The organism is Sphingomonas montanisoli (assembly GCF_008274695.1).
Classification (GTDB): Bacteria; Pseudomonadota; Alphaproteobacteria; order Sphingomonadales; family Sphingomonadaceae; genus Rhizorhabdus; species Rhizorhabdus montanisoli.
Genome location: NZ_VTOU01000002.1, coordinates 239354 through 261048, shown reverse-complemented (window position 1 = coordinate 261048; position 21695 = coordinate 239354). Strand labels below are relative to the sequence as shown.

Sequence of the window (21695 nt, the reverse complement as noted above, 5' to 3'; positions counted from 1 at the left end):
GCGCGCCCAGACGCCCCAACAGACGGGCCTGCCGACGGTTCCGTTCGCCAGGTGATCAATAAGCGGCCGATCAATAGAATTGCTGGATCAGCGTTTCCGTAATCGCCCTGTCACCGATTTCCAGCGTCGCGCGCAGGTTCACCGGCTGCTTTTCGGTCGAACTGTCGATGATCAGCCGCCAGCGATTGGTGGCGCCCACCACCGGATAGGCATCGGCCGTGATGACCTTGCCCCGATCGACGCCGACCACCGCGCGGACGCCCGAATTGCGATCGAGGCCCTTCAGCGAAGCGCCTTGGAAATCGACCACCAGCCGCCGCGCATTGGGGATCGGATCATGGCCGGGTCGCCCGGCGATGCCGGTCCAGCGATCGACCACCCGAGCCAGCGGATCGGCATCAGGTTCGCCCGCAATCCAGCGCAGGCGATAATCGAAGGTCAGCGACGAACCAGCCTTCACCGGCGCAGCCGGCGTCCAGAAGGCGACGATATTGTCGTCGACCTCGCGCTGGGTCGGGATCTCGTAGAGCGAGACCGCGCCCGCGCCCCAATCGCCCTTTGGCTCGATCCAAAGACTAGGGCGCTTGTGATAGAAAACGCCATCGTCCTGATAGTGATCGAAATCGCGATCGCGCTGGAGCAGGCCGAACCCCTTGGGCGACGTATCGGTGAAGCTGTTGATCGTCGCGCGCGGCGGATTGCCCAGCGGACGGCAGATCCGTTCGCCCGCGCCATTGTGGATCAGCAGGCAATCCGAATCGTGGATTTCGGGTCGCCAATCGATCGCCTGCGGGCGATTGCCCTCGTCATACCAGAACATGCTGGTCAGAGGGGCGACCCCCAGCCGTTCGACATCCTTGCGGAAGAACAATTCGCAACTGACATCCTGCAGCACCGCCTGCGGACGTTTGTCGCGATTGACGAAGCGATAGGCACCGACGACGCTCGGCCCTTCGAGAAGAGCGTAGATGGTAATCGATCCGGGCGCTTCGCGCGCGACCCAGAAGGCGGTGAACTGCGGAAATTCCTCGCGCCCGTCGATCCCGGTGTCGATCGCCAGGCCACGCGCCGACAGACCATATTGATCGAGCGCACCGGCCGAGCGGAAATAGGACGCGCCGAGGAATGCGAGCCAGTCGCCCACCCCGCCCTTGTTGATCAGCCGCAATCCCGCGACACCGTCGAGCGGCCTGGGCGCCGGCCCTTCGCCCGCGACAATTTCGAACAAGGCGCCTTCATGGTCGACATGGCGGGCGACGCCCTTTGTGACTACGAACAGTTGGACCGGCGAATTGGCGTAGCGCGACAATGGGAACAGCCGCATGCCATAACCGTCGTCGGCGCCGATCGTGCGGTCGGCGCGGTACTGGATCCGGTTTACCGCATCATAGTCGATCGCCTGAGCGCCCGGCACGGGCTTGGGCAAAGGACGTGGCTTCCCCGTCGCGAGGGATTTCGCATAGGTTTGCAGCCATTCCCACGAAAAAGGCTCACCTTTGGCCAGCGCCGGAGCAGCTCCAGCGCGTGCCGCCAGCGCCCATCCGAGCGCACTACCCATGAGCGCGAGGCTCTGTCGCCGATCGATCATGCCTTCCCCATTCCAGATCGTTTCGCCGCCGTCCAGACGCGCGAACGCCGCCCGGCCCAATCGGCCCGGACGGCGTCGCGTTTATGCGTCGGTCTGGCGCAGCCTATCAGTGGATCGCCGCGAAGCTGGCGGCCTGCTGGCCAACCAAGGTCACTTCGACCCGGCGGTTCTGCTGGCGACCCGCCGCATTCATATTGTCCGCGACCGGCGTCGATTCGCCGTGGCCGACCGCAGTGATCCGGTCGCCCGCAATGCCCATGCCGGACAAAGCCGTGCGCACGGCGGCCGCACGATTTTCCGACAGGGTCTTGTTGTAGCTGTCCGAACCCTGGCTGTCGGTGTGACCATCGATCCGGACCTTCACGTTCGGATTGGCCTTGAGATAGCCCGCCAGCGGACGCAGCCGTTCGGCGGCGCCGGGCTTCAGATCGGCCTTGCCGGTCTGGAACACGACATCCTGCAGGACGAGCGTGGCGCCGAGCTGGGTCTGCTGGAGCTGATAGTCGCGCATCGCCTGCTTGACGCGATCGGCCTCGGCGCGTGCCGCCTGGGCATCGGCCTGCGCCGCCGCCGCATTGGCTTGCGCGTTCTGCAGCTGAGCATCGTTGCGGGCCTTGGCATCGGCCTGCGCAGTGCCGAGATCCTTCTTCGCCATCGCGACGCGGGCGCGGGTGCGCGCGGTTTCGAGTAGCGTGTCGATCTCACCCGCTACCGCTTCGGCCTGACCGGCCTTGTCGTTGTCGAGCTTCTTGTCGAGCGACGCGATACGATCGCGCGCCTTGGCGATCTCGGCCGATCCGAACTCGGCCACGCCAGGCTCGGCGGCGGCCACGGCGATCTTTTCGCGATACTGGTCGGTGACCAGCTTGTCGGTCTTGTCGGCAAGCGCCGGCACCGCCATCGCGGCGAGCGCGGTCGCGCCCACCAGGCGGATCATCATCCGTTTCATCCTATCTCTCCTCAGCGGGTCGCAAGCTTGTCGCGCTCGCCCTCGACGGTGCGAAGCTCGGCGGTCGACGACGCAAGATCGGCAAGTGCATCGGCCTGACGCGCCATGGCCAGCGCCGCGCGATCCTTGTCCTTCTTGAACAGGACCATCGCCTCATCGAGCGTGGTGCGGGCACGGCTCTGGATATCGGCCGCCTGTCCGGCTACGCCAGCCTTGTCGCCGGCGTCGATCTTGGCACGCGCAGCCGCGATCGCGACGCGCGCATCATCTTCATCCCCCGCCCAGGCCGCCGCGGGCATCACCCCGGCCGCAAGGCTCGCCACTGCAAGCCCGATCGTCACAATCCTGCGCATTGTCTGAACTCCTTCGTATCAGGACGGCGATCAAAACCCTGCTGGCGGACTGGGGTTCCCCTGCTTGTGAACAAAGGGCGCGGGGCGTAGTCTTCGTTCATCAAACAGAAAGGGAGAGGGTCGATGTCGACATTGCGACGACTGGGCCTGATGATGGCATCCGGCTTTGCTCTGGCGGCAGCACCGCCGCCCGAATCCCTCTATGAACAGGTGCAGGGAGCGCACGACCTGAGCCAGCGGATGACGGTGCCCGTCACCGTCGCCGGCGCCGGCCCTTATCCGTTCGTCGTCGATACCGCCGCCGAGCGCACCGTGATCTCAAGCGAGCTCGCCAAACGGCTGGCGCTGCTGACCGGTGGGCCACAGAAAATCCTGAGCATTTCGGGACTCGACATCGTCGACACCGCGATGGTGCCCACACTGCAGCTCGCCAGCAGCCGAAGCGGGCTGACCGAGCTGCGCGCGCCCTTGATGTCCGAAATCCATCTCGGCGCCGCGGGCCTGCTGGGCATCGACAGCCTGCGCACCAAGCGGGTGGTGATGGACTTCAAGGCGATGCGGATGACGATCGCCGACGCCGCTCGCCCGCCCAAGCCCGACAGCGACGAAATCGTCGTGACCGCGCGCCGCAAGCTGGGCCAGCTGATCATGGTCGATGCCTCGGCCGACGGACAGAAGATCAACGTGGTGATCGACACCGGATCGGCCGTGACTGTCGGCAATCCGGCGCTGCGCATGCAACTGAAGCGGCGCGGTCGGCTGGGCCTGCTCACCCCGATCAATATCATCAGTGTGACGGGCGGCACCACCGTCGCCGATTACGGTGCAATCGCCAAGGCGCGGATCGGCAATGTCACGATCGACACGATGCCGGTCGCCTTCGCCGACGCGCAGATCTTCCACCGGCTCGGCCTGTCGAAGAAGCCGGCGATGCTGCTGGGCATGGATGTGTTGCGCGGCTTCGACCGGGTTTCGATCGATTATGCCAACAAGACGGTGCGCTTCCTGCTGCCCGGCGATGCGCTGCAGACGCCACCGCCGATGCTAGCTGTGGCCAAGCCGAGCCTGGGCGGCTAGCCTCCTCCCCAATTCGCCCCCGAAAGGACCGATGATGAAGCGTCTGATGCTCCTCGCCTGCGCCGCCCCCTTCCTCGCTGCCCCCGCAACGGCCGCGCTGCCGGTGGGTGCCAAGGCGCCCGCGATCACGACCACCGCCGCGCTTGCCGGCAAGTCGTTCAACTTCTCGCTGGCCGACGCGCTCAAAAAGGGACCGGTCGTCCTCTATTTCTTCCCCGCTGCCTTCACCTCGGGCTGCACGGTGGAGGCGCACGAGTTTGCCGAGGCGACCGACGAGTTCAAGAAGAACGGCGCGACCGTGATCGGCCTGACCGCGGGCAATGCCGAACGGATCGCCGAATTCTCCTCGGTCGAATGCCGCGACAAGTTCGCGGTCGGCGTCGCCTCGCCCACGACGATCAAGGGCTATGACGTCGCGCTCGCGCTCAAGCCCGGCTGGACCGACCGCACCTCCTACGTCATCGCCCCCGACGGCAAGATCGTCTTCGTCCATTCGGCGATGAGCCCCGCCGGCCACGTCAAGGGCACGATGGACGCGGTGAAGGCATGGAAGGCCAAGCACTGATACCACTTGGATAGGGGGCGCGACGACTTACATCGTCACGCATGACCAGCGCCCCCTTCCGCCTTTCCGTCCTCGACCAGTCGCCGGTTTCGGAGGGGTTTACGGCCGCCGATGCCGTCAAGAACACGATCGACCTCGCCCGCACCGTCGATGTGCTGGGCTATGATCGCTTCTGGATGGCCGAGCATCATGCCTCGGCGGGACTGGCCGGATCGGCGCCCGAGGCGCTGATCGGCCCGGTCGCGCTGGCGACCCAACGGATCCGCGTCGGATCGGGCGGGATCATGCTGCCCCATTATTCGCCGTTCAAGGTGGCCGAGACCTTTCGCCTGCTGGGCGCCATCGCGCCGGGGCGGATCGACCTCGGCATCGGCCGCGCGCCGGGCACCGACCAGCGAACCGCTTACGCGCTCCAGCGCGACCGCAGCCGCCGCATCCCCAGCGACGACTTTCCCAACCACCTGGCCGAACTGCTCGCTTATCTGTCGGACAGCCTGCCCGCCGACCATGTCTTCGCTACGCTCGGTCGCTCGCTGCCCGATGGCACGGCGGGTTCGCCCGATCCGTGGCTGCTCGGCTCATCGCCCGACAGCGCGCGCTGGGCGGGCGAGATGGGCCTGCCATATTGCATCGCCGACTTCATCAATCCCGAAGGCGTTCCGCTCGCCCATCTCTATCGCCAGCATTTCCAGCCGTCGCGCTGGGCAGACAAGCCGCACCTGATGGTATCCAGCTTCGCAATCGCCGCCGACACCCGCGAGGAAGCCGAGCGCCAGTCATTGCCGGCCGCGATGATGTTCGCGCACATGATGCGCGGCGAACTGATCAAGATTCCCTCGCTCGAACGCGCCGTCGAATGGGCCATTCACAATCCCAATCCGCTGCAGGCCGGCAACCGCCGCCGCATCATGGGCAGCCCGACCGAGGTTCGACCGATGATCGAGGAGGTCGCGGCACTCTATGGCGCGCAGGAGGTGATGCTGGTCAACATCATGTCCGACCACGCGGCGCGCAAGCACAGCTATCGCCTGATCGCCGAAGCCTTCGACATGGTGCCGGCGCAAGCGGCCTGACCTGCTCAGTGATTGGCAGCGACCGCCTTGTCGATCGATTCGATCGCGGGGCGACCGACGGGAACGCCGGCCTCCCTGGGCATTCGTGCTTCTATCGGGCGCAACCAGGACGAGGTCTGCGCGCCGATCGCGATCTGCGGGTTGGACGGGATCAGCTTGCCCTTCGCCTCCCAGCCGCCGACCAGCCCCTTCGCCTCGCCGAACGCGGTCGCGAGCGGCTGGTTCTTGCGCAGCGCGTGGTTGATCAGCGCGTCGCCGAAAAAAGTCCAGTCATTGTCCGAAGCGCAGCCGAACGACGTCCGGTCGGCCGCGGCCGCGGTGATGACGGCGCCTTCGGGTGATGACAAAGCCGGCACGAACAGGCCCGAGAAGCAGGCGCTGATGATCACCAGCCGGTTGCGTAGCCGGCCATGCCGCAGGACATAATCGAGCCATGTCGGCGGCAAGGTGGCGAGGAACTCGCCCTGCTCGCGATAGGCGAGGCCCGCCGGGGTGCCGTGCGCGGTGATGTAGAGAATCAGCGCATCTTCTTGGTAGTCCATCACCGCCGCGACGCGGTTGAGCGCGGTTTCGAGCGTTTCGAGGCTACCACGCGCCAGCATCTCGATGCTGCGACCATCGGCACCCGCGAGCAGAAGAGTCCGCCCCGCCGCGTCGTAGCGGCGCGCCAGCACCTTCGCCGCCTCGCGGGCTTCGCGCGCGAACACCGGATCGCTGTCGAGCGCCGCGACGACCACATAGGCATCGGGGGTGCCCGGTCGCTGGGGCGCGAGCTTGTCGGCCGCAGCGGCAAGGCGGCGGCGATCGAGATCCGTGATCCCCAGGAGCCCGCCACGTTGCGCCGCAGGTCCGAACGACATTTGCGGGACGGCGGGGGACGCGATCGCAAGCACCACCCCAAAACAGAACAGCCGTGCCAGCCAAGCCATCATCGACAGTTGCCCCCAACCCGAATCCCGCGGGACAAAGGTTGGAGGAATGCGGATCGCTTTTAAAGGGGCGTCATATCCGCACCGTCACACGCCCGTAGTAAAATCCACCGCTGAGGCCGAAGGGCGCGAAATTGCCATAGGCCCCCGACCCGTCATAAGCGATCAATCCGTTGCGATCGGGATAGACGTCGAACAGATTGTTCGCGCCCGCCGACAACGTGACACGATCGGTCAGATCGAAGCCGACATCGAGATCGGCCACCCACGTCGCACCGAACCGCCTATCGCCGGTGGGGACATTGCTCGACTCGATATAGCTGCCATAGCGGGTCAGCCGCCCCAGCGCGTGCCACCGGCCCGAGGTCCAGTTGCTCGACAGCACCGTCTTGATGCGCGGGGTGGCGACAACCAGATCGCGCTGCGCCTGTCGCCCGAACAGGGTGACGTTGAGCGAGGCAAGCTGCGCGGGATTGGCGATCACGTCGGTAATCTTGGTCTTGTTATAACTGAACGCCGCGCTCAGCCGGAAATCGCCGAGGCTGGCGGTGCGCAGATTATATTCGCCAACCACGTCGATGCCGCGCGTGCGTGTATCGAGCGCGCATTTCTACGAGGTTGAGATCAGCGCCTGCCGATCAGTCGGCGGGCGCCTCAGCATATTTCGGATCGCTCGCGTCGAAGCCAATCATGAACTTGAATGAACGTTCGATGATCGCGACGTCCTGCAGGCCCGCCAATTTGAACGTTCCGAGCCTCGGGTCGCTGAGCTCTTTTCCCTCGCGCTCGACCGCAACGGCATCGAGGAACGGCGCACCGTGGCGTGAATAGAGAATATGCGGCGCCAGCTTCAATTGCATGCGGTTGTAGGTCACCACGATGCACTGATTGTTCGCGATGGCTTGAAGAATGATTTTTGCGTCGGTCATGTGCCGCGTGTGGGCGCGGGGATGATGCTACGCAAATAAAATAGTCATCGCCGCGATGGGCTGCCGACCGCGAGTTTGGCGCCACCGGGCGGGCGCACCACCACGCCGCCGTAATATGCCATTGTGGACGGCCCTGCGCACCGCTGGTAGCTGCCGTCCATGCAATCGACCTTTGAGATGTTGGAAGACCTCGGCTGGAAACCCTATTTCAGTGATCAGCTTACGGGCGAGGAAGTCCAGCAGTGTGACCCCTTCCGCGTGATGGCCGTCCATCGCGGGAAGATCGCAATTGCCGGTGCGGGATCGCAGCGCTTCATCGCCCCCAAGGTCTCCGCTCCCGGGTTTCCGGACGATTATCCGACCGTTGGCGACTGGCTGCTCATGGACCGCAGCACGCAACAGGCCACACGCGTCCTCCACCCGATGAACCTGTTCAAACGGCGCGCACCAGGCGATCGCCGCAAGGAACAGAAGATCGCCGCCAATGTCGACACGCTGTTCGTCGTCGCCTCGTGCAATCAGGATTTTAGCGTCGCGCGGCTGGAGCGGTACCTGGTGCTGGCGCGCGAAGTCGGCGTGAACCCCGTCGTCGTTCTGACGAAGACCGACCTGACGACCACTGCGGAGGACTTTGCGGCGGCGGCACGCGCGATCGAGCCAGGATTGCGGGTCGAGATGGTGAACGGGCGCGATCCCGCCAGCGTAGCACATCTCGCTTCATGGTGTGGCAAGGGTGAGACCGTTGCCCTGCTGGGATCGTCCGGCGTCGGCAAGTCGACCCTGGTCAATACGATGCGTGGTTCGGACAGCATCGCGACGCAGGCGATCCGATCGGGAGACGCCACGGGGCGGCACACCACCACGGTGCGCGAAATGCACCGCCTCGACCATGGTGGCTGGCTGCTCGACACGCCCGGAATGCGGGAATTGCAGCTTCACGATGCGGCCTCTGGCATCGCCGAAGTCTTCGATGACTTCGTCCTGGTCGCTCAGGACTGCCGCTTTTCGAACTGCGCGCACGCAAGCGAGCCGGGCTGCGCGGTGCGTGCCGCGATCAGCGCAGGCACACTGACCACCGAGCGTTTCGAGCGATGGCGAAAACTGGACGCGGAGGAAAGCATCAACGCCGCACAACTTGCACGGCGTCGCCCCCGATAGCGTTTCAGCCGCCCCCGTCGCAGCATATCTCTCGGTTTTCGACTGTTCGCTTAAAATGAATCACGACTCGTTCAGCACGATTCGACCCCATGTTATACACAATGGCTCCATCCTCGATCTTCGGCGTTCTGACCGTGTCGGGAGAAATATTGATGTACCACGTTCTTATCATTGAAGACGAGCCGCTGCTCGCGCTCGATCTTCAAGACATCCTGTCGGATCTGGGCGTCACCTCTTTCGACTTCGCGGCGACCGAGAACGAGGCGATCGAGGCGGCACGACGACACGCGCCCGATATCATTACGTCCGACGTCAAACTGCTCGAAGGAACCGGTCCCGCGGCCGTCGACATCATTTACCGCGAACGCGGCGAGATCCCCGTGCTGTTCATAACCGCGACGCCCGAAGCGTGTGAGCCGTGCAATCCACCCGGCCAGATTCTCCCCAAGCCGATCAACGCCGCGAGAATTGCGATCGCCTTTCGCAACATGACGCGCGCCTGATACTCACAGCGATGGACGTCTAATGGCAAAAGACTATTTGCAAGGCCGTCGGGATGGTGTGCGCCTCGCGCTGGCAGTGCTCGCCGCCGAGGAAGCCAAATGGGCAGCCCTCCTTGGAGAAAGCCGATCTTGGCGGACGAACCAGGCGCGCCAGATCCGGCAAAAGACACTTCAGATCGCCCAGGCCCGCGTTCAGACAATTCTCAACAGACTCGCGCCAAAGGACCGCAGCATCGCGCAGGCCGAACTGGCCGCGGCGCTTGAGGAGGCTGGTCTGTAAATCGCCGTGCGGTTACAAGCTTGCAAAGCTTCATCGATGTCAATGAAGTGGCTGGGCGACCACTGAACAACGTCGGGAAAAGGTTTTCCTATGTCTTACACTGAGAATGAGGACAGCCTTAAATCACGAATCGCGTCGAACAAACATGTCTCACGAATTCTGGAATGGTGGTCCTACAATTCGGCCTTCATCATACTTCCTTTGGCCATAGGCGCGTTCGTGGGTGCGGCCTATCTGATGTTCCATGATGTTATGTGACTGGCTTCGTCGATAATATCAGGCGCTATTGACGGCATCCTTCTGACGCTTGACTGGAGCCGTACCGCACCGCCCGGCCAAAATGCGTTCGTAGAGTGCGATGTATCCGTCGACCATGCGGTCGATCCCGAAACGCGCTTGCGCCACGTGTCGGACGGTCTGGCGATCGAGCGCGCCGACGGCTTCGATCGCAGCAACGGCCTCGCCGGGTTCATCGATGAGAAATCCCGTTACGCCATGCTCGATCAGCTCGGGCATCGACCCGCGGCGCAGCGCGATAACGGGCGTTCCGCACGCCATCGCTTCGATCACCGACAGACCGAAAGGCTCGTCGAACTCGATCAGATGCAGGAGCGCGCGGGCACGTCCCAATGCCGCAATCCGGTCCGCGCCGCCGACCACGCCGTGGTAATGAACGCGGTCAGCATCGACGTGGGGCGCCACCTCGCGGGCGTGATATTCGCCATCTTGAACAACCCCATACATGTGCAGCGCGCGTCCAGCCGATAGCGCCGCGCGGATCGCATGGACGGGGCCCTTGTCCGGATGGATGCGCCCGAAGAAGAGAAGATCGTCGCTCCCGACCGGATCAAGCGGAAAACTGTCGAAGTCGATCCCGTGGTGGATCGTCGCGGCATAACGCAGCGCCGGGTGGCGATCGGCGTCGCTGATCGCGACGAAATGGACGCGATCCTCATAAGGCGCGTACATCGGCAGGATGCGGTCCGAGGAGAAGCCATGGATCGTCGTTACCATCGGGGTTTCGACGAAGTCTGCAAATGCATGCGCCGGAAAATCTGCCTGATTGTGGATGATGTCGAAACGGTCGGCCTGCGCGAAGATGTGCGCGAGATGCCTGTATTCCCAGACCTTGGCGTCGACCGACGGGTCTTCGTTGTAGGGGGCCGGGACCACGCCATCGAGCTTGGCGCTCGTCTGGCTGTCGAGGGTCGCAAACAAGGTGACGTCGATCCCCCGCGAGACAAGACCTTCGGTGAGCAGGCTCGTGACCAGTTCCCACGGACCATAATGTCGCGGTGGCGTCCGCCAGGCTATCGGAGCAAGCATCGCGATGCGCATCGTCAAACAATGTCCTTGAGCGAGAGGATGAGACCTTCGTCGGGCGCGAGCATATCGCCGATCCCGCGCACCTGCCTGGTCGACGCAAGGATACCAGCTATCGTCGTCCCCGTAGGCACGGGCAATATCGCGGGTCTCGAGCCGAGATTGAGCGCGACGAGCAGCCGGCGGCCGCGATGTTCGCGCTCGTACGCCAGGACATCGCCTTCCGCCTCAAGCAGCTTGAGCGCGCCCACCGACAATGCAGGCTCCGCACGACGAAGCGCGAGCAATGTGCGGACCAGATGGAGCATGGATTGGGGGTCCGACTCCTGCATTGCCACGTTGCGCGTCGGCCAATCGGGGTTGAGCGGTAGCCAGGGCTCAACGGTGCTGAAGCCAGCATGAGTTGAGCTGTCCCACGGCATCGGCGTGCGCGATCGATCGCGGCCGATGCCGAGGCCGGGCTGGCGCAGATCCTGGGGATCGCGGACCCTGTCGGTCGGGATCGGCACGTCTCCGATCGCAAGCTCGTCCCCCTGATAGAAAGTCGGCGTGCCCCGCAGGCTCAGGAGCAGCATCGCTGCCACCCGCGCCTGAGCTTCGCCGATCCGTGCCGCGATCCGGGGCGCGTCGTGGCTGCCGATCACCCAGTTGGGCCAGCCATGTGCCGGCAGCGACGCGAGGTAGTCCGCAATCATGCGGTGCAGTCCACGCGCATTCCAGCCGTTCTCGATCAGCTGAAAATTGAACGGCAGGTGGACCTGGGGACGCTCGATCGTTCCAAACCAGCGGGCGTGCCGGTCATTCGGCAGGAAGATCTCACCAATCAGGACCCGATCACCATAGGTATCGGCAAGTGCCCGCATCTCCGCAGAAATCGCATGGGCCTCCGGCTGGTCGGTCGAATATCGCTGGAGCACCCGGTCGCGCTCGGTGCTGCGCGGCGTCCAGGCGGGGTTGATCGGGTTATTGCGAAACCCCGCGTCCTTCACGATATGCCAAAGCACATCGATCCGGAATCCATCGACCCCACGATCGAACCAGAACCGCATCACATCCATCATCGCCGCACGCAGCGCGGGATTGCGCCAGTTGAGGTCGGGCTGCTCCTTCAGGAAAGCGTGCAGATAATATTGGCCGGTGGGCGCATCCCACTCCCAGGCCGATCCGCCAAAATCGCTGATCCAGTTGTTGGGCGGGCCGCCGTCCGTCGCAGGATCTCGCCAGATGTACCAATCCCGCTTGGGATCGTCGCGGCTGCGCCTGCTCTCGCGGAACCAGGCATGCTGGTCGGAACTGTGGTTAGGAACGAAATCGAGGATCAGTTTGAGCCCGCGCGCGTGGATCGCGGCGCACAGTCGATCGAAGATGGCGAGATCGCCAAACACCGGCTCGATCCCGATATAGTCGGCGACGTCATATCCGAAATCCTTCATTGGCGACGGAAAGATCGGCGAGAGCCAGATCGCATCGACGCCGAGCGAGGCGACATGATCGAGGCGCCGTTCTATCCCCGCGAGATCACCGACGCCGTCGCCGTCGCTATCCTGAAAGGAGCGCGGATAGATCTGATAGATGACGCCTCGCTCCCACCAGGGATGATCGTCCGCCTCCATTGTGATTCCCCGCTAGCGTCGCCTGCATCATCGAAGCGCGAACCCAATGGTTCCTTCGGAGGTACAAATAGCTTGGCGCCTGTGAATAGCCGCGCTCTGCGCGGAAGCGAGTAGGAGGGGCTGAGACGGCATCGTCTACGATCAGGCAGCGTCGCGAGGTCGCGATGGATCAACCCTGAAACAGCCCCTGTGTCCGGGCCCAGGCGAGAAACAGATCGGGCCAGTGCGCGGCGGGTTTACCCATCGCACGGCGGACGCCGAAACCGTGCCCGCCATGGGTGAACAGATGCGTCTCGACCGGCACCTTTCGTGCGCGCAATGCTGCACGCAGCAACAGGCTGTTCTCGGCCGGCACGACGTCGTCATCCTCGGCATGGACGATGAAGGTCGGGGGTGCGTTGGCGGGGATGTTGCGATCGGGCGAATGCGCGCGCTCTGCTTCAGCGGTGGGGTTCGGGCCGAGCATCTTCTCGCGCGATCCGGGGTGCGCGAAGGGCTGGCTCATCGATACGACCGGATAGATGGGCGCCGCGATGAACGGTCGTGCGGACAGCCGATCGGCCCTGTCGACCGCAGCATAGGTTGGTTGGTCGAACCGCGCGAGCAGATCGGCGCATAGGTGCCCGCCGGCTGAAAATCCCATCGCCGACACGCGTGCCGGGTCGATCGCGAACTCGGCAGCACGGTGGCGGATCAGCCGCATCGCGCGCTGCGCGTCGGAGAGGCACACGTCCGGGCCCGCCGCCCACCCTTCGTGCGGCAGGCGGTAGAAAAGGACGAAACAGGTGATCCCCGCCGCCGCGAACAACGCAGCGAGCTCATAGCCCTCCTTGTCCACCACGACCCACTTATATCCGCCGCCGGGCGTGATCATGATCGCCGCCCCATTGGGCCGCAGCGGCCGGAACACCGCGAGGCGCGGATGGCTGATCCCCCACACTGCGCGGTCGTTGACCTGCGGGTCGGTGCTGCGCTCCTGCACCGTCTCGATCAGGGACGATGCTGGCATCCGCAGCGCACCCTTGGGCCACAGGTCGATGGTCTCGGTCGGCTGCGGCAGAGCGGCGGCGAAATTGCCGCTGCCGGGGGCCGCGGTTTGTGCACGAGCTCCACTCGCCGCCGCCATGCCCGCCGCCGTCAGCAGCCCGGCCATCGCGCTCCGTCGATCCAGCGTCATCGTGCAACTCCTGAAAAAGAAACGGCCGGACGCTGGGAGCGCGTCCGGCCGTTAGAGATCAGATCGGGGTGGGGGCCGATCAGAACTTGAAGCGTCCGCCGAAATAGAACTGGCGGCCGGTATGGTGATAGACGCTCAGGCGATCTGCTGCGCTGTCGATATACTGGTCGACATACTGGTCGGTCAGGTTGATCGCCTCGACGGTCAGCGTGACATGTTCGTTGATCTTCACCGAAGCCGACATGTCGACGTTGATCGTACCATGCACGCCCTCGACATCGTTGAAGGTCGGCTGGCCCGCATTGGTGTTGAACACCGGGCCCGCGCCCGGCGCGACGCCATTGCGACCCGGAACGCCGCCCGCCTGCAGATAGCCGCTGCGATAGGCAACCGAGCCGCGCAGGCTGAAGCGATCGTCCTCATAATAGAGCGTGCCGTTGGCGCTGTGCTTCGAAAGATCGGTCAGCGGCTGTTTCACCACCGGCGCACCGGCCGAGGTAGCCAAAGGATATTCGATCGTCGACTTCACATAGGTGTAGTTCGCCTGGATGCCGAGGTTGCTCAGGAAGCCCGGCAGGAAGCGGAACGGCGTCTGGAAGCCGATCTCGGCGCCCTTGAGCGTGCCGCCCTTGCTGTTGATCGGCTGGGTCACCGTGACGAGGTCGGTCGGCAGCGCGCCGGTACCGGTCAGCAGCGAGGCCGGCAGGCCGAGCTGGTTGAACGGGATCGACTGCGCGGTGTTCGCGACGAAGCTCGAAATGTCCTTGTAGAACAGGCCGACGACGATCGCCGATTCCTTGGCGAAATACCATTCGAACGACAGATCGTAATCGGTCGCCAGGGTCGGTTCGACGTCCGGATTGCCGATATTGTAGGTGCGGTTGCCGCCCGAGACCGCGAAGGCGCCGGTGGGGTTGAGGTTGCCCAGGTTCGGGCGTGTCATCACCCGCGCCACGGCCGCACGGACGACGAAGTTGCGGTCGAACTCGAAGCTGACATTGGCCGAAGGGAGCCACTGGCCATAGCTGCGGCTGTCGGTGACGAGCAATGCCGCCGCACCGCCGGTATAGCCCGACGAGGTCTGCTTGGTGTCGACATAGCGCACACCCGCGTCGCCGCGGATGCGGGCGAAGTCGGTTTCGACGTCCCACGCCGCCTGGATGTAGCCGCCCAGATCACGTTCGGTGATCGCGCGCCAATTGCCCTGCGCGTTGGTGTTGGTCGTGCCGGTCAGCGCATAGGTGCCGCTGTTCGAATAGATGCCCAGGCTATCGGCGAAAGCGTTCAGGTTGGGGATCGTGAAGGCGCGCGGCGTGCCGCCCATCGGCGTGTCGGGGCTCAGCGCATAGGTGGTGGTCAACGCCGAAAGCTGCGCCGCGGTCAGCGTGGGCACCGCCGTTTCGCTCGTGCGGCGATACTCCTGCGAATCGAAGCCGTATTTCTTGTAATCGCCGCCAACGCGCAGCTTGATCTGGTCGGTCGCGTCGAATTCAAACTGTGCGCGCCCGACCTTGAAGTCGTTCTGCACGAACTGCGGGCGCAGACGGATTTCGGCGAGCGTGTAGGCGTTCGGGTTGGCGGGGTTCAGATTGCCATAGTTGAACGTCGGGTTGCGCCCGTTGGTGAAGTCGTAGCTGTAGCCCTGGACGTTGTTGGCATCGAGCGCGACGGTCGTCTGGATCGGGTTGGAGAAATCTGACTTCGAATAACCACCCAGCACGTCGATCCGCGCGCGTTCGCCCAGATCCTGCTTCAGCGACAAAGTGTACTGCTGGAATTCGGTCTGCAACTCGTCGTAACGGCTCTCGACGCGGACATCGACATTGTTGAACGTGCCCTTCACCAGGCTGTTCGTTCCGTCGACGACGGCGCCGGGCAGGATCACGGTCTGCGGCTTGCCGGTGCCCGAACGGCTGAAGCTGATCGCCTCGAGATACTGCTCAGCACGCTTCGACTTGAAGCGCGAATAGAGCGCGTCGAAGGTCAGCAGGGTCGCGTCGGTCGGCTGCCACTGCAGCGATCCGGTCAGGCCCAGCCGCTCGGTCTTGTAGACCAGGCTGTCGTAACGCGGGATGCGCGGGTGGAAGAAGGCATAGCCCTGGCTCGCACCCTGCGGCAGCGTGGAGGCGGCGGCAAAATTGCCATTGTCGGTGCCGCGTTCCCAGCGGACGGTCGACGGGCCTTCCTCACGGATTCCGCGCTCGCTGTAGGCGGCGGATACGAGGATGCCGACCTTTCCGTCGGCCAGCTTGGTCGAAATCAGGCCGGCGAGCTTGGGATCGACCGCGTTCGAGAAATCGTTGAGGCCGACAGCGCCCGAACCGGCGATCGTCAGATCGTCCTTATAGTCGAACGGGCGCGCGGTCTGCAGGTCGACGGTTGCGCCCAACGAACCTTCTTCGACATCGGCCGACGCAGTCTTGCGGACGGTGATCGAGTTGAACAGTTCCGACGCGAAGGTGTTGAAGTCGAACTGGCGACCACGATTGGCGCCGCCCGAGCTGTCGGTACCGCCGGTGGTCGAAAGACCCTCGATCCCGTTGATGCGGACGCGGGTGAAGATCGGGCCGAGACCGCGAACCGAGATGTTACGCCCTTCACCCTGGTCGCGATTGATCGCGATGCCGGGGATGCGCTGGATCGATTCCGCCAGATTGTTGTCGGGAAAATCAGCGATGTCTTCGGCCTTGATCACGTCGACGACGCCAGTGGCCTGACGTTTCGCGGCGATCGCCGAGCTGAGCGATCCGCGGAAACCGGTGACAATGATTTCCTGCGCGGCGTCGTCCGTGACGGCGGCGGGCGCTTCCTGCGCAAAAGCGGGCGTCGCGCCCAGCGCGATAGCGGCAACCGACGCTGCGGCAAGCCAATGCCGGCGCGAATCGATATGCTGAGAGCGAATAATGGCCTTCATCATGACATCCCTTCTTCCCTGTTCCGGTGCATTTCTGCCGTCTGTCGCGTCAGCTTCTGGCCAGTCTGGCTCATCAACAGACACCGGTGTCAAAACCTCTTGCCCCTGTGTTGCCGGGATGTCAAGAAGTGGCCGGGAAGAGGAGTGATGATGAAGCACCTGTCGAAACTCGGGCTGCTGATCGGTGCGGCGTCGCTGGCATCCGCCGGCACTTTTGCCGCGCAGCCGACGCCCGCGCCCAGGTCAGCGATCCCCACCTCTCTCGCCTTTCCCGGAGCGGTCGGTTGGGCGGCGACGACCCCGGGCGGCCGGGGCGGGCGCATCATCCGCGTCACCACGCTGGCCGCCGACGGCCCCGGCAGCTTCAAGGCCGCGATCGAAGCGAAGGGGCCGCGCATCGTCGTGTTCGAGGTCGCCGGCGTGATCGATTTCGGCCGCGAAGGCATCAAGATCACCGAACCCTATCTGACGATCGCCGGGCAGACCGCGCCGTCGCCGGGCATCACGCTGATCCGCACCGGCATCGACATCGCGACCCACGACGTGATCATGCGCCACATCCGCGTGCGCACCGGAGTCGACGGCCAACCGCATCTGAGCGGGTGGGAGGCCGATGCCCTCTCCACCGTCGCGGCCTCCAACATCATCATCGATCACTGCACCTTCGGATGGGCGATCGACGAGAATATGTCGGCCTCGGGCCCCCGCTTCACCGGCAAGACGCCCGACGAATGGCGCAAGGGCACCTCGCACGACATCACCTTCAGCTACAATCTGGCGGCCGAGGGATTGGCCAATGCCAGCCATCCCAAGGGCGAGCATTCGAAGGGATCGTTGATCCACGACAATGCCACCAACATCCTGATCTACCGCAACATTTACGCGCACAACAAGGAACGCAATCCGCTCCTGAAGGGCGGGGTCCATGCCGAGGTGGTGAACAACATCATCTATGATCCGGGCGAGCGCGCCATCCACTACAACCTTATGGCGCTCGAATGGGGCGAGCATCCCTATCAGGACGGGCAGCTCACCGCGGTCGGCAATGTCCTGCGCGGCGGCGTCTCGACCGCGCCGGGCATGCCCTTCCTGATGCTCGGTGGCGACGGCGACCTGCGTTACTATGGCAAGGACAATATCGCGGTCGACAAATGGGGCGCCCCGCTGCCGATGTTCGGCCGCTATGGCGAAACCCGCGCGAAGCTGATCGAGGAGAAAACGCCCTCCACCGCCTGGGCCGGGCTCGATATCCTGCCCGCGCGCGACGTCGAGACGCATGTCCTGTGGCATGCCGGGGCGCGGCCATGGGATCGCGATGCCGACGATCTGCGCGTCCTGTTCTTCGTGGCCGAAGGCCGTGGCGAGATCATCGACGACGAGAAGGTCGTTGGCGGCTATCCTCAGTTCAAACCCACGAAAGCTTCCTTCGTCGAGGGTGACTGGAACCTTGATACGATGGAGCCCAGATCGGGCCGTTATCCCGGTCAGAAGGAAATGATCACCGAGCATCTGTCCGATCGCGACAAGATGATGCGCCAGGGAGGGCAGTGAGATGTCACCGATTATCGCCCTGTTTCTCGCGGCCGCGCCGCCGATGGTCGTCGTCAACGAAGCCGACGTGATGCGCGACGAGCCGCCACCCCATGGCCAGATCGGCATGAGCACCGCTTACCGCATCAGCGACGCGGTGCCCAAGCCGCGCACGATGGAGTTTCGCAAGCGCGTCCTCCACGTCGGCGCCGCGATCGGCCTCCATCCCATCGCGCATGATGAGGTCTATTATGTCCTCTCGGGCGAAGGTGTGGTCAGCTCCGACGGCGTCGAGAAGATGATCGGGCCGGGCATGGCGGCCTACCTCTATACCGGTGCGAACGTCGGTATCCGCCAGACCGGCAAGACTCCGCTCGCGTTGATCATCAGCTATCCGGTGAAGTGATCCAATCATCTGCTGGAAGGTTCAACTTCCCGGCTGGATGTACGGCACGCGCCCGAACAACTCGCGCTCCCAGCCGCGGGGATTGTCCTCCACCCGCGAGATCGCGTCGAAGATCATCGTCGATCGACGATCGAGCCGATATTGCGGCCAATCTGCATGGCCCGTTCGCGCGAAGCCGATGAAACGATCCATCATCGCCTTGCTCGTCGCCCGCGCGCCCGCGCCGGTCCCCGTCAGCGACCCCCGCGCGTCGAGCGTGCCGAACGCCAGCGCAATGTCCATCATGTGCGGCGCGCCTTTCCACGGCTGGGTCGGCGATGCGAAGTCGACCTGATACACCCAGGTCCGCGCATCCGCTCTCGCCCGCGCTTCCGCCTCGATCACCTGCCCCGGCCAGCTCCGCCCGGCCGTCGTCGCGGCGTAGAAGACCCGCTCGGGCGACCAGTCGGGGAAGTGCGCACGATATTGCGCGACGATCCACTCGGGCAGCAGATCGATCCGCAACTCGGGCTGCATCCGCGCCGCCAGATTGTCCCAGCTCAGCCCCGCCAGCTTCGGACCGCGCGCGTCGATGAAGGCGCGCGTTTCGTCATGCGTATTGCCCAGCATCATCGGGATCGCGTTGCCGATCGGGTTCGCGTCGGGCCAGAAAGGGTGACGGGTTAGCCACTTCATGTCGAGGACCGGCCCCATATAGACCCCACCGCCCAATATCGGATCTTCGGCCGCGAGCGCTTCGATCAGGCGATCGACCGGCATCGTCAGCAGCGGCGACAGATCGGTTTTCGTAACGCCCAGTCTGGCCAGATAGGCTTCGGTGCGCCGTCCGGCATTGATCGGTCCCGATGCCGTCACCTGCTGCCCCGACATGGTGATCGCGCGGTGGAACAAGCCTTCGGCCGCAGGCATCCCCATCATCGTCGCGATTTTCGCGCCGCCGCCCGACTGGCCGAAGACGAGCACCTTGTTCGGATCGCCCCCGAAAGCCGCGATATTGTCGCGCACCCACCGCAGCGCGAGGATCAGGTCGAGCTGCCCCACATTGCCGCTGTCGGCGAAGCGCGGATCGAGCCGCGCCAGATAGAGATAGCCCAGCGCGTTCAGCCGGTGGTTCACCGTCACCACGACCACATCGCCCGCCGCCGCGAGACGATCGCCATAGGTCAGCGGGTCGACCACACTACCGTTCGAATAAGCGCCGCCGTGGATGTACAGCATCACCGGGCGCTTCGCGGCGTCGAGCCCCGGTGTCCAGATGTTGAGCGCGAGGCAATCCTCGCCCTGCCCGCCCACCACGCCCGCCTGCGGACAGGAGGGGGCGAAGGCGGTTGAGTCGTATATGCCGCTCCCCGCGCGCACTGGTTCCGGTGCCTGAAAGCGGCGGCGGCTCGTGTCCTCGCCATAGCGCACACCCCGGAACACCGCGAGTCCGCCTTCGCGCGTACCCCGCAATCTGCCCGATTTCGTGACGACGATCGGATCGCCGCGCCGCGCAACGACCGGCGCTGCGATGGTCGCGGCCAGCGCCGCGATGGAGGTCATAGCCGCCCGCCGATCAACGGCGGACATCAAGCTCCCCGGACAGGAAGGTCGCGATATCCTCGCGCCCGAACAGGCTCGCATCGCCCGGCAGCGAATGTTTGAGCGCGGTGAGCGCCAGACCCGCCTGCGCGGCACCGTCGATATCGTCGGGGTCGGTCAGCAGGCCGTGGAGAACGCCCGCTGCGAAGGCGTCGCCTGCGCCGATCCGATCGACGATGCCCGATATCGTCACCTCTTCGGTGCGATAGGCCTGATCGCGCGTGTCGATCCGCGCGGCGACGCGGTTGCTGTCGGCATCCTCGACATGGCGTGCGGTCGACGCAATCAGCTTCAGGTTCGGAAAGGCGCCGAACCCCGCCAGTGCCGCCTCGCGCCGCCGCTCAGATCCGTCACCGCTGAACGGACGATCGAGCAACAAGGCGATGTCGCGGTGATTGCCGAACAATATGTCAGCCATGCCGATCAGTTCGGTCAGGATCGCGCGGGGATTGCTGTCCCACGCTTCCCACAGCCGCGCCCGATAATTGCCGTCGAAGATCAGCGTCATCCCGCGCGTCTTCGCCGCCTTGGCCGCCGCGATCGCTGCCGCCGCCGATTTGGGGCCGAGCGCCGGGGTGATCCCCGACAGGTGAAGGTGGGTCGCGCCCGCAAAAGCGGCATCCCAGTCGAAATCGGCCTCCCCCGCCAGCGCGAAGGTGCTGCCTGCGCGGTCATAGACGATATCGGACGGCCGCATTCCGGCGCCGGGCGTCAGGAAATACAGGCCCATCCGGCCGGGTGCGGTGGCGACATGCGCGCAATCCACGCCCGTTGAGAGCAGGTTGCCCCGCGCGAGTTGTCCCAGCGCATTATCCGCAACGCGGCTGAGCATCGCGGTGTCATGCCCCAGGCTCGCCAGCCCGATCGCGACGTTCGCCTCGGCGCCGCCGACATGGAGATCGAGGCTGCGCGCCGATTTGAGCAGCAACTTGTCGGGCGGGGAGAGCCGAACCAGCAGCTCGCCGAACGCGACCAGCCGCGTCATCGCGCGAGCCAGCCGCCGTCGACCGCGAGGATATGGCCGTGGACATAGTCCGCCGCCTTCGACGCGAGGAACACCGCGGCGCCGCCCATATCGTGGGCATCGGCCCAGCGCCCGGCCGGGATGCGATCGAGGATCGACTTGTTGCGATCGGCATCCTCGCGCAGCGCGGTCGTGTTGTTGGTCGAGACGTAGCCGGGGGCAATCGCGTTGACGTTGACGCCCTTGGCCGCCCACTCGTTCGCGAGCAGCTTCGTGAGCCCGCCGACGCCGCTCTTCGACGCGGTATAGCTCGGCACGCGGATCCCGCCCTGGAAGGTCAGCATCGACGCGATGTTGATGATCTTGCCGCCGCCCTGTGCGATCATGTGCTTCCCCGCGGCCTGGCACAGGAAAAAGGTCGACTTCAGGTTGGTGTCGATCACCGCGTCCCAATCGGCCTCGGTGAAGTCGACGCTGTCGGCACGGCGGATGATCCCGGCATTGTTGACCAGGATGTCGAGCCCGCCGAGCTTTTCGATCGTCTCGTCGACGACGCGCTGGACCGGCTCGATCGATCCGAAGTCGGCCGAGACGATTTCGGCTCGGCGACCCAGCGCTTTTATCTTCGCGACGGTCTCCTCGGCGGGCGTGCGGCCCGCCGCGGCGATGTCGGCGCCGGCTTCAGCCAGCGCGACCGCGATCGCCTGGCCGATGCCGGTATTGGCACCCGTCACCAGCGCGACGCGGCCGGAGAGATCGAACATGCCCATCATATCCTCCCTT

At 64.7% G+C, this 21695-nt stretch carries 20 protein-coding genes and 1 pseudogene; 8 read left to right on the top strand and 13 right to left on the bottom strand.

The window, feature by feature from the left end; genetic code table 11:
• Positions 1 to 70: 70 nt before the first annotated feature.
• The 3 genes from FYJ91_RS06950 to FYJ91_RS06940 form a co-directional block, all read right to left on the bottom strand.
• Positions 71 to 1588 carry an OpgD/OpgG family glucan biosynthesis protein gene (locus FYJ91_RS06950; protein WP_219822566.1) on the bottom strand — a complete coding sequence of 506 codons (1518 nt, stop codon included), beginning with the start codon at positions 1586 to 1588 and terminating at the stop codon, positions 71 to 73.
• 106 nt (positions 1589 to 1694) lie between these two features.
• The gene (locus FYJ91_RS06945) at positions 1695 to 2537 is read right to left on the bottom strand and encodes an OmpA family protein (protein ID WP_149521559.1); all 843 of its coding nucleotides are present in this window, start codon (positions 2535 to 2537) and stop codon (positions 1695 to 1697) included.
• Between the two features lie 11 nt (positions 2538 to 2548).
• Positions 2549 to 2890: a hypothetical protein gene (locus tag FYJ91_RS06940; protein WP_149521558.1), complete on the bottom strand. Its 342-nt coding sequence runs from the start codon at positions 2888 to 2890 to the stop codon at positions 2549 to 2551.
• A 123-nt stretch (positions 2891 to 3013) separates the two neighbouring features.
• Here FYJ91_RS06940 and FYJ91_RS06935 point away from each other — a divergent pair, with 123 nt between their 5' ends.
• The 3 genes from FYJ91_RS06935 to FYJ91_RS06925 are packed head-to-tail and all read left to right on the top strand — an operon-like array spanning position 3014 to position 5605.
• Positions 3014 to 3967, top strand: coding sequence for a retroviral-like aspartic protease family protein (locus tag FYJ91_RS06935; RefSeq protein WP_149521557.1), 954 nt, complete (start codon positions 3014 to 3016; stop codon positions 3965 to 3967).
• A 31-nt stretch (positions 3968 to 3998) separates the two neighbouring features.
• Positions 3999 to 4532 carry a peroxiredoxin gene (locus FYJ91_RS06930; protein WP_425473990.1) on the top strand — a complete coding sequence of 178 codons (534 nt, stop codon included), beginning with the start codon at positions 3999 to 4001 and terminating at the stop codon, positions 4530 to 4532.
• 41 nt (positions 4533 to 4573) lie between these two features.
• Positions 4574 to 5605 carry an LLM class flavin-dependent oxidoreductase gene (locus tag FYJ91_RS06925; protein WP_149521556.1) on the top strand — a complete coding sequence of 344 codons (1032 nt, stop codon included), beginning with the start codon at positions 4574 to 4576 and terminating at the stop codon, positions 5603 to 5605.
• A gap of 5 nt (positions 5606 to 5610) precedes the next feature.
• Here the strand turns inward: FYJ91_RS06925 and FYJ91_RS06920 are convergent, their stop codons facing one another.
• The 3 genes and pseudogenes from FYJ91_RS06920 to FYJ91_RS06910 all read right to left on the bottom strand — a co-directional run bounded on the left by FYJ91_RS06920 (position 5611) and on the right by FYJ91_RS06910 (position 7463).
• A complete protein-coding gene (locus FYJ91_RS06920) occupies positions 5611 to 6537 on the bottom strand; it encodes a C13 family peptidase (RefSeq protein WP_149521555.1) in 927 nt (308 codons plus the stop codon).
• Between the two features lie 70 nt (positions 6538 to 6607).
• Positions 6608 to 7117, bottom strand: a pseudogene (locus tag FYJ91_RS06915) (TonB-dependent receptor domain-containing protein); the annotation flags it as partial.
• 55 nt (positions 7118 to 7172) lie between these two features.
• Positions 7173 to 7463 (bottom strand): WYL domain-containing protein, encoded by a 291-nt coding sequence (locus FYJ91_RS06910; protein ID WP_149521554.1) that lies wholly within the window; start codon positions 7461 to 7463, stop codon positions 7173 to 7175.
• Positions 7464 to 7640: 177 nt separating this feature from the next.
• On the opposite strand from FYJ91_RS06910, the gene rsgA reads away from it, so the two are divergent.
• From rsgA to FYJ91_RS06895, 3 genes are all read left to right on the top strand, one after another.
• Positions 7641 to 8621: a ribosome small subunit-dependent GTPase A gene (gene rsgA, locus FYJ91_RS06905; RefSeq protein ID WP_425473989.1), complete on the top strand. Its 981-nt coding sequence runs from the start codon at positions 7641 to 7643 to the stop codon at positions 8619 to 8621.
• A gap of 152 nt (positions 8622 to 8773) precedes the next feature.
• Entirely contained in the window at positions 8774 to 9124 is a 351-nt protein-coding gene (locus FYJ91_RS06900; RefSeq protein ID WP_149521552.1) for a response regulator, read from the top strand.
• 22 nt (positions 9125 to 9146) lie between these two features.
• On the top strand, positions 9147 to 9404 hold the full coding sequence (locus FYJ91_RS06895) for a hypothetical protein (RefSeq protein WP_149521551.1): 258 nt from the start codon (positions 9147 to 9149) through the stop codon (positions 9402 to 9404).
• 276 nt (positions 9405 to 9680) lie between these two features.
• Here FYJ91_RS06895 and FYJ91_RS06890 read toward each other — a convergent pair whose 3' ends face one another.
• From FYJ91_RS06890 to FYJ91_RS06875, 4 genes are all read right to left on the bottom strand, one after another.
• Positions 9681 to 10742, bottom strand: coding sequence for a glycosyltransferase family 4 protein (locus FYJ91_RS06890; RefSeq protein WP_149522300.1), 1062 nt, complete (start codon positions 10740 to 10742; stop codon positions 9681 to 9683).
• Positions 10743 to 10744: 2 nt separating this feature from the next.
• Positions 10745 to 12340 carry an alpha-amylase family glycosyl hydrolase gene (locus FYJ91_RS06885; protein ID WP_149521550.1) on the bottom strand — a complete coding sequence of 532 codons (1596 nt, stop codon included), beginning with the start codon at positions 12338 to 12340 and terminating at the stop codon, positions 10745 to 10747.
• A gap of 169 nt (positions 12341 to 12509) precedes the next feature.
• A complete protein-coding gene (locus FYJ91_RS06880) occupies positions 12510 to 13517 on the bottom strand; it encodes an alpha/beta hydrolase (RefSeq protein WP_149521549.1) in 1008 nt (335 codons plus the stop codon).
• Between the two features lie 79 nt (positions 13518 to 13596).
• Positions 13597 to 16434, bottom strand: coding sequence for a TonB-dependent receptor (locus FYJ91_RS06875; protein WP_246152511.1), 2838 nt, complete (start codon positions 16432 to 16434; stop codon positions 13597 to 13599).
• Positions 16435 to 16581: 147 nt separating this feature from the next.
• Here FYJ91_RS06875 and FYJ91_RS06870 point away from each other — a divergent pair, with 147 nt between their 5' ends.
• Positions 16582 to 17982, top strand: coding sequence for a pectate lyase family protein (locus tag FYJ91_RS06870; RefSeq protein WP_425474010.1), 1401 nt, complete (start codon positions 16582 to 16584; stop codon positions 17980 to 17982).
• 1 nt (position 17983) lies between these two features.
• Complete coding sequence (locus FYJ91_RS06865) at positions 17984 to 18367, top strand: cupin domain-containing protein (RefSeq protein ID WP_149521548.1); 384 nt, start codon at positions 17984 to 17986, stop codon at positions 18365 to 18367.
• Between the two features lie 21 nt (positions 18368 to 18388).
• Here the strand turns inward: FYJ91_RS06865 and FYJ91_RS06860 are convergent, their stop codons facing one another.
• Genes FYJ91_RS06860 through kduD form a run of 3 tightly spaced genes read right to left on the bottom strand, consistent with a single transcriptional unit; the run spans position 18389 to position 21685 of the window.
• Positions 18389 to 19936 (bottom strand): carboxylesterase/lipase family protein, encoded by a 1548-nt coding sequence (locus FYJ91_RS06860; RefSeq protein ID WP_149521547.1) that lies wholly within the window; start codon positions 19934 to 19936, stop codon positions 18389 to 18391.
• Complete coding sequence (locus tag FYJ91_RS06855) at positions 19923 to 20933, bottom strand: sugar kinase (protein WP_149521546.1); 1011 nt, start codon at positions 20931 to 20933, stop codon at positions 19923 to 19925. Before FYJ91_RS06855 ends, FYJ91_RS06860 begins: the two co-directional genes overlap by 14 nt.
• Entirely contained in the window at positions 20930 to 21685 is a 756-nt protein-coding gene (gene kduD / locus FYJ91_RS06850; RefSeq protein WP_149521545.1) for a 2-dehydro-3-deoxy-D-gluconate 5-dehydrogenase KduD, read from the bottom strand. The genes FYJ91_RS06855 and kduD overlap by 4 nt, the downstream gene beginning before the upstream one ends.
• Positions 21686 to 21695: the final 10 nt, after the last annotated feature.

Coding starts and splice junctions, on each gene's coding strand:
- FYJ91_RS06950 (WP_219822566.1), bottom strand. CDS start 1,588: ATGATCGATCGGCGACAGAGCCTCGCGCTCATGGGTAGTGCGCTCGGA.
- FYJ91_RS06945 (WP_149521559.1), bottom strand. CDS start 2,537: ATGAAACGGATGATGATCCGCCTGGTGGGCGCGACCGCGCTCGCCGCG.
- FYJ91_RS06940 (WP_149521558.1), bottom strand. CDS start 2,890: ATGCGCAGGATTGTGACGATCGGGCTTGCAGTGGCGAGCCTTGCGGCC.
- FYJ91_RS06935 (WP_149521557.1), top strand. CDS start 3,014: ATGTCGACATTGCGACGACTGGGCCTGATGATGGCATCCGGCTTTGCT.
- FYJ91_RS06930 (WP_425473990.1), top strand. CDS start 3,999: ATGATGAAGCGTCTGATGCTCCTCGCCTGCGCCGCCCCCTTCCTCGCT.
- FYJ91_RS06925 (WP_149521556.1), top strand. CDS start 4,574: ATGACCAGCGCCCCCTTCCGCCTTTCCGTCCTCGACCAGTCGCCGGTT.
- FYJ91_RS06920 (WP_149521555.1), bottom strand. CDS start 6,537: ATGATGGCTTGGCTGGCACGGCTGTTCTGTTTTGGGGTGGTGCTTGCG.
- FYJ91_RS06910 (WP_149521554.1), bottom strand. CDS start 7,463: ATGACCGACGCAAAAATCATTCTTCAAGCCATCGCGAACAATCAGTGC.
- rsgA (WP_425473989.1), top strand. CDS start 7,641: ATGTTGGAAGACCTCGGCTGGAAACCCTATTTCAGTGATCAGCTTACG.
- FYJ91_RS06900 (WP_149521552.1), top strand. CDS start 8,774: ATGTACCACGTTCTTATCATTGAAGACGAGCCGCTGCTCGCGCTCGAT.
- FYJ91_RS06895 (WP_149521551.1), top strand. CDS start 9,147: ATGGCAAAAGACTATTTGCAAGGCCGTCGGGATGGTGTGCGCCTCGCG.
- FYJ91_RS06890 (WP_149522300.1), bottom strand. CDS start 10,742: ATGCGCATCGCGATGCTTGCTCCGATAGCCTGGCGGACGCCACCGCGA.
- FYJ91_RS06885 (WP_149521550.1), bottom strand. CDS start 12,340: ATGGAGGCGGACGATCATCCCTGGTGGGAGCGAGGCGTCATCTATCAG.
- FYJ91_RS06880 (WP_149521549.1), bottom strand. CDS start 13,517: ATGACGCTGGATCGACGGAGCGCGATGGCCGGGCTGCTGACGGCGGCG.
- FYJ91_RS06875 (WP_246152511.1), bottom strand. CDS start 16,434: ATGATGAAGGCCATTATTCGCTCTCAGCATATCGATTCGCGCCGGCAT.
- FYJ91_RS06870 (WP_425474010.1), top strand. CDS start 16,582: ATGAAGCACCTGTCGAAACTCGGGCTGCTGATCGGTGCGGCGTCGCTG.
- FYJ91_RS06865 (WP_149521548.1), top strand. CDS start 17,984: ATGTCACCGATTATCGCCCTGTTTCTCGCGGCCGCGCCGCCGATGGTC.
- FYJ91_RS06860 (WP_149521547.1), bottom strand. CDS start 19,936: ATGTCCGCCGTTGATCGGCGGGCGGCTATGACCTCCATCGCGGCGCTG.
- FYJ91_RS06855 (WP_149521546.1), bottom strand. CDS start 20,933: ATGACGCGGCTGGTCGCGTTCGGCGAGCTGCTGGTTCGGCTCTCCCCG.
- kduD (WP_149521545.1), bottom strand. CDS start 21,685: ATGATGGGCATGTTCGATCTCTCCGGCCGCGTCGCGCTGGTGACGGGT.